This window comes from Streptomyces rubellomurinus (genome assembly GCF_000961885.1).
Lineage (GTDB): Bacteria > Actinomycetota > Actinomycetes > Streptomycetales > Streptomycetaceae > Kitasatospora > Kitasatospora rubellomurina.
In genome coordinates this window covers 1-5190 of record NZ_JZKH01000182.1, presented here as the reverse complement: position 1 = coordinate 5190, position 5190 = coordinate 1, and the positions used below count along the sequence as shown (strand labels likewise).

Annotated in this window: 3 protein-coding genes, 1 pseudogene and 1 riboswitch; of the genes and pseudogenes, 2 read left to right on the top strand and 2 right to left on the bottom strand. The window is 72.6% G+C overall.

The annotated features are described in order from the left end of the window. The coding region (locus VM95_RS36865; RefSeq protein ID WP_063773623.1) for an ABC transporter substrate-binding protein at nucleotides 1-1095 on the bottom strand (1095 nt) is incomplete at its 3' end. 49 nt (nucleotides 1096-1144) lie between these two features. Continuing rightward, nucleotides 1145-1729: an ABC transporter permease gene (locus tag VM95_RS36860; RefSeq protein ID WP_244179125.1), complete on the bottom strand. Its 585-nt coding sequence runs from the start codon at nucleotides 1727-1729 to the stop codon at nucleotides 1145-1147. A 710-nt stretch (nucleotides 1730-2439) separates the two neighbouring features. Further along, nucleotides 2440-2570: riboswitch (FMN riboswitch) on the top strand. Nucleotides 2571-2948: 378 nt separating this feature from the next. Between VM95_RS36860 and ribB the strand changes: the two are divergent. Next, nucleotides 2949-3662 (top strand): annotated as a pseudogene (gene ribB / locus VM95_RS36855) (3,4-dihydroxy-2-butanone-4-phosphate synthase); the annotation flags it as partial. A gap of 659 nt (nucleotides 3663-4321) precedes the next feature. Beyond that, nucleotides 4322-4801: a MarR family winged helix-turn-helix transcriptional regulator gene (locus tag VM95_RS36845; RefSeq protein WP_045705546.1), complete on the top strand. Its 480-nt coding sequence runs from the start codon at nucleotides 4322-4324 to the stop codon at nucleotides 4799-4801. Nucleotides 4802-5190 lie beyond the last annotated feature (389 nt).

Here is a 5190-nt window from a genome sequence, read left to right as displayed (position 1 = left end):
GGCCGGGGGGGGGTAGGGCAGGTAGTCGTTGGTGAAGGCGTCGGTGGCGATGACGGGCTTGTCGATCAGGCCCTGCTCCTTCATGAAGGCGGCCATCTTGTCCCAGGTGGCAGGGTCGTTGAGGCCGGGCTTGCCGGAGGCGGGGGCCTTGAGCATCGGGACGGTGGCCTTGAGGACGGCCAGGGCCGCCTCCTGCTGCTTGTGGTCGTTCATGCCGGGGATGAAGGTCTTGCTGATCGCCACCGCCTCCTCGGGGTGGTCGACGGTGTACTGGACGCCGCGCAGGGTGGCGGCGAGGAACTTGCGCACGTCCTCGCCGTGCTGGTCCAAGGTGGCCCGGGTCGCGCCGAGGCCGGCGGCGACCAGCGGCAGGGCGTCCGAGCCGGCGCCAGTGCCGGCGCCGGTGCCGGTGCCTTCGACGGTGCCGGTGCCGGTGCCGGTGCCGGTGCCTTCGACGGGGCGCACGGCCAGGCCGGCCTGCTGGAACTGGACGGCGTCGTTGTTGAGGTAGCCCATGACGGCGTCGACCTTCTTGCCGACCAGGGCGGCCTGCTGGGTGAAGCCGATGTGCTGGACGGTGACGTCCTTGGTGGTCAGTGCGCCGGCCTTGAGCTGGGCGAGCAGCGCGAAGTAGGTCTCGCCGAACGGGCCGGGAGTGCCGACGCTGTGCCCGCGCAGGTCGGCGACGGTGTGGATCGGGGAGTCCTGCGGGACCAGCATCACCACCGGGTAGGTGTGGTAGAGGGTGGCGACGTCGACGACGGGCAGGTCCTTGGCGCGGGCCTGCAGCATCTCGTCGCCGCCGGCGAAGACCACGTCCTCCTTGCCCGCGGTCAGACCACCGAACAGGTCGTCGGTGAAACTGTGGTGGCGCAGCGTCACCTTGAGGCCGGCTTCCTGGTAGAAGCCCTTGCTCTGGGCGACGTAGAACGGGGCGAACTGGATGTTGGGAATGTAGGTGAGACCGACGGTGAGCGCGCCGCCCTTGCCACCCTTGCCGCCTGGGGACGTGGCGGCGGTGGGGTCGGAGGCGCAGGCGGACAGTGCGGCGGCGGTGAGCAGCAGGGCCAGCGAGCGGGCGGTGGTCTTGCGCATGCGGACGTCCTTGTCGGTGGAGGTTCGGCGGTCGGGGTCGCGGTGGTGCTCAGCGGTCGAGGGCGCGTTCCAGGAGCCGGACGGCTCCGTAGGTGGCGGCGGCCAGCAGGGTGAGGGTGAGCAGGGTGACGAACAGGCCGGTGGAGTCGGCCTGGCCGCGTTGGACGGCCAGGAGTTCGCCCAGGCCCTCACCGCCCATCACGAACTCGCCGACGACCGCGCCGGTGATCGACAAGGTGGCGCCGGTGCGCACCCCGGCGAGGATGCTGGGCAGGGCCAGCGGGAACTCGATGTGGCGCAGCATGCCCCAGCGGCCGACGCCGTCGACGCGGGCGGCGGCCAGGACGTCGGGGTCCAGCTCGCGCAGGCCGAGCATCGTGTTGACGAGCATCGGGAAGAAGACGAGGAGCGCGCACAGCAGGGCGATGGGCAGCAGGCCGTAGCCGATCCACAGGGCGAGCAGGGGTGCCAGGGCGACAGCGGGGACGGCCTGGGTGGCGGCGAGGTAGGGCTGCAGGGCGCGGGCGGCCAGGGTACTGCGGGCCATCAGGTAGCCCAGCGGCAGGGCGGCCGCGATACCGATGGCGGTACCGGCGGCGCTCTCCAGGAGGGTCTGGCGGGTGTAGTCGAGCAGGGAACCGTGGGCGAGGGCGTCCGCGAAAGCACGGGCGACGGTCGCGGGAGCGGGCAGGAAGAACGCCGAAACAGCCCTGGTACGGGTGACGGCCTCCCACGTGCCGAGCAGAACCAGGCCGAAGACCAGAGGCGGCAGGACCGCGACCAGGCGGGCACGGACGAACGACGACGACGACGGCGGCTTCGACGACGGTGTCGGCGACGGCGGCGGTGTCGGCGTGGGGGTCGGCGTCGGCGGCGGCGTCGGCGGCGGCGGCGTGGGGGTCGGCGTGGGTGTCGGCGTCGGCGGCGGCGGCGTGGGGGTCGGCGTGGGTGTCGGCGTCGGCGGCGGCGTGGGTGTCGGCGTGGGTGTCGGCGTCGGCGTCGGCGGTTTCTGGCCTGTGGTGAGTTCGTGCATGAACGTTCTACTCCCCCGTTTCGTGATTCCGGCGTCCCGGTGGCCGGATTGCCGTGGCCCGTCCTCGTGGAATCCGTCTTCCTGTTCGTCCCCGGCCGGGGTTTTCGCGTGGCGTTTCGTCAACTGGCGGATGTTCGGCGGCGGCTGGGATCTTAGGCACGGGTGGAGAGCATCGGCAATACGGGCCGCTCGGGCAGGGTGGCGGCGCCCGACAACGACGGGTACGTGACGCATCCCACGTGCGGGCGTCAATGGTGACGGCTTGTCAAGACGGCTGCGGGTGTGCCAGGTTGGCGGACGTTGAAAGACGTTTGCGCACTCCGGGGTCGGTGAAATTCCGAGCCGGCGGTTACAGTCCGCGACCCGGTCGCCTCCAGCGGCCGGTTGACCAGGTGGAACTCCTGGACCGACGGTCAAAGTCCGGAAGGGAGGCAGTGCGCGGCGGGCAGGGTCCTCCCCCGATTCGCCGGGGCGTCCCGCCGGCCCTCGCCGGGGCCGCGGGCTGCCGCGTTTGCGGCATGGTGGACGGCCCCTTGCACGCCCGTGCCCAGATGCCCCGGACGTCCGCGCCCCGAGCGCGAGGAGAGTTCCGATGGGCCGCACCTTCGACGCCCCGTCCGACCGGCCGGCCACCCGGCCCGGGCCCGGGGGTCCGGAGTCCGCGCTTCGCGCTCCGCACCCCAGTTTCCCGCCGAGGTTAGGACCCATGGGCATGACCAGCACCGACGCTCTGCCGCACCCCTGCGCCGTCGAGGGCCCCTACGACCGGGACACCTTCGACCAAGTCCCCCTCCAGCGCGCCTCGTTCGAGCGCGGCCTGCTGGATCGGCCCTTCGAGACGCAGGGCGAGGACACGGGCGAGGACACGGCCTTCGACCCGGTCCGGGTCGCGGTGGAGCAGATCGCAGCCGGAGGCGCGGTCGTCGTCGTCGACGACGCGAGCCGGGAGAACGAGGGCGACATCGTCTTCGCCGCCGAACTCGCCACCGCCGAACTGGTCGCCTTCGCCATGACCCAGTGCCACGGGCTGCTGTGCGCGCCGATGGCCGGCGCCGACCTGGACCGTCTGGAGCTGGAGCAGATGGTCACCCGCAACACCGAACACCACGGCACCGCGTTCACCGTCTCGGTCGACGCCGCCGCCGGGATCAGCACCGGCATCTCGGCGGCCGACCGGGCACTGACCCTGCGCCTGCTGGCCGACCCGGCCACCGAGGCGGGTGACCTGGTACGTCCGGGCCACGTCTTCCCGCTGCGCGCCGACGACGGCGGCGTCCTCGCGCGGGCCGGCCACACCGAGGCCGGGGTGGAACTGTGCCGGCTGGCCGGACTGCGACCGGCGGCGGCGGTCTGCGAGATCGCCAACACCGACGGCACCATGGCCCGACTGCCGCAACTACGCGCGTTCGCCCACCGACACAACCTGGCCCTGATCTCCGTCGCATGCCTGACCGAGTACCTGCAAAAGACGAGCACGGCGAGCACGGCGAGCACAGCGGGCACAGCAGGCACGGCGAGCACAGCGGGCACGGCGGCGTAGACGGGCGCGGCGGGCACGGCGGGCGCGGCGGGCGCGGCGAGCACGGCGGGCGCGGCGAGCACGGCGGGCGCGGCGGCGTAGACGGGCGCGGCGGGCACGGCGAGCACGGCGGGCGCGGCGGCGTAGACGGGCGCGGCGGGCACGGCGGGCACAGCGGGCACAGCGGGCACGGCGAGCACAGCGAGCACTGCGGGCACAGCGGGCACAGCGAGCACGGCGGGCACAGCGGGCGCGGCGGGCACAGCGGGCGCGGCGAGCACGGCGGGCGCGGCAGTGTAGACGGGCACGGCGGCGTAGACGGGCATTCCCCCTTCCCATCCCCCTTCCCCCTTCCCCCCTTTTTCCGGTGATGACGCGGTTGTGCGCAAGGCCGGGGGGGCGGTGGGACAGCCGGGCGCCCCACCGGTTCCGCGGTGATTTCCGTTGCCCGGTGACGCGGCGGGCCGGGCCCCGGACATTCCGGGAAGGGCGGGAATTCGGCGCCACGATGACGGCCGGGGATTTTCACGAGGGGTTTTCGACGGGCGGCCGACCTGGCCGGGTGCCGGTTTTTGCGGACCGGCCGGAATATCCGGGGGCGTGACCGGTCAAGCCCAGAAGCTTGCATGTGCAGGTATTCTGGCGTCGACCGACGACTCCGAGAGGAGGCGCCCATGACGGCGTCACCGCGCGCGCCCCACACCCCCCGCCCGCCCCGCGCGCCCCTGCCCGCCTCCGACCAGGCCGCGTGGAGCCGCGTGCTCGCCCTCCACACGCGGGTGGAACGCGAGCTGGCGGCCGCATTGCAGCGCCGGCACGGGATCGGACTGTCGGAGTACCGCTCCCTGGAACACCTGCAGCACTCGCAGACGAGCGAGCTGCGCATGCAGGACCTCGCGGAGCGAGTCGGACTGGGCCAGTCCTCGGTCACCCGTCTGGTGGGCCGCCTGGAAGCGGCGGGCTTCGCGGTCAAGGACCTGTGCCCCTCCGACAAGCGCGGCGTCTACGCCGTCATCACCGAACAAGGACGCGCGCGCTACGAAGCCGCCCGCACCACCTACACCCAGGTGCTGTCCTGCGCGTTGAACACCCTCACCACCGACCCCGAACTGGGCCCCACCGTCCAAGCCCTGCGCGCCACGGGTCCACGTTGAACACCCTCACCACCAACCCCGAGCCGGGCCCCACCGTCCAGGCCCTGCACGCCACGGGTCCGCGTTGAACACCCTCACCACCAACCCGGAACTGGGCCCCACCCTCCAGGCCCTGCACGCCACGGGTCCACGCTGAACACCCTCACCACCGACCCCGAGCCGGGCCCACCATCCAGGCCCTGCACGCCACAGCCCGCCACTGACGCCCCCTCACCCCCACCCCTCGGCCCCGGGCGCCCCGCGCGCCCGGGGCCTTCCGCTGGGCGCTTGACAGCTAAATGCTTGCTCATGCAATCTTCTGCTGCCCCACCCGCCTCGCCGCGTGGGGCTTTGCGGACACAGAAAGCTTGCACGTACAAGCAACTAGTGGATTGGGGAACCACCCATGC

Bases quoted from the DNA above. Each gene is read 5' to 3' on its own strand.
- VM95_RS36845 (WP_045705546.1), top strand. From the start codon at position 4,322: ATGACGGCGTCACCGCGCGCGCCCCACACCCCCCGCCCGCCCCGCGCG.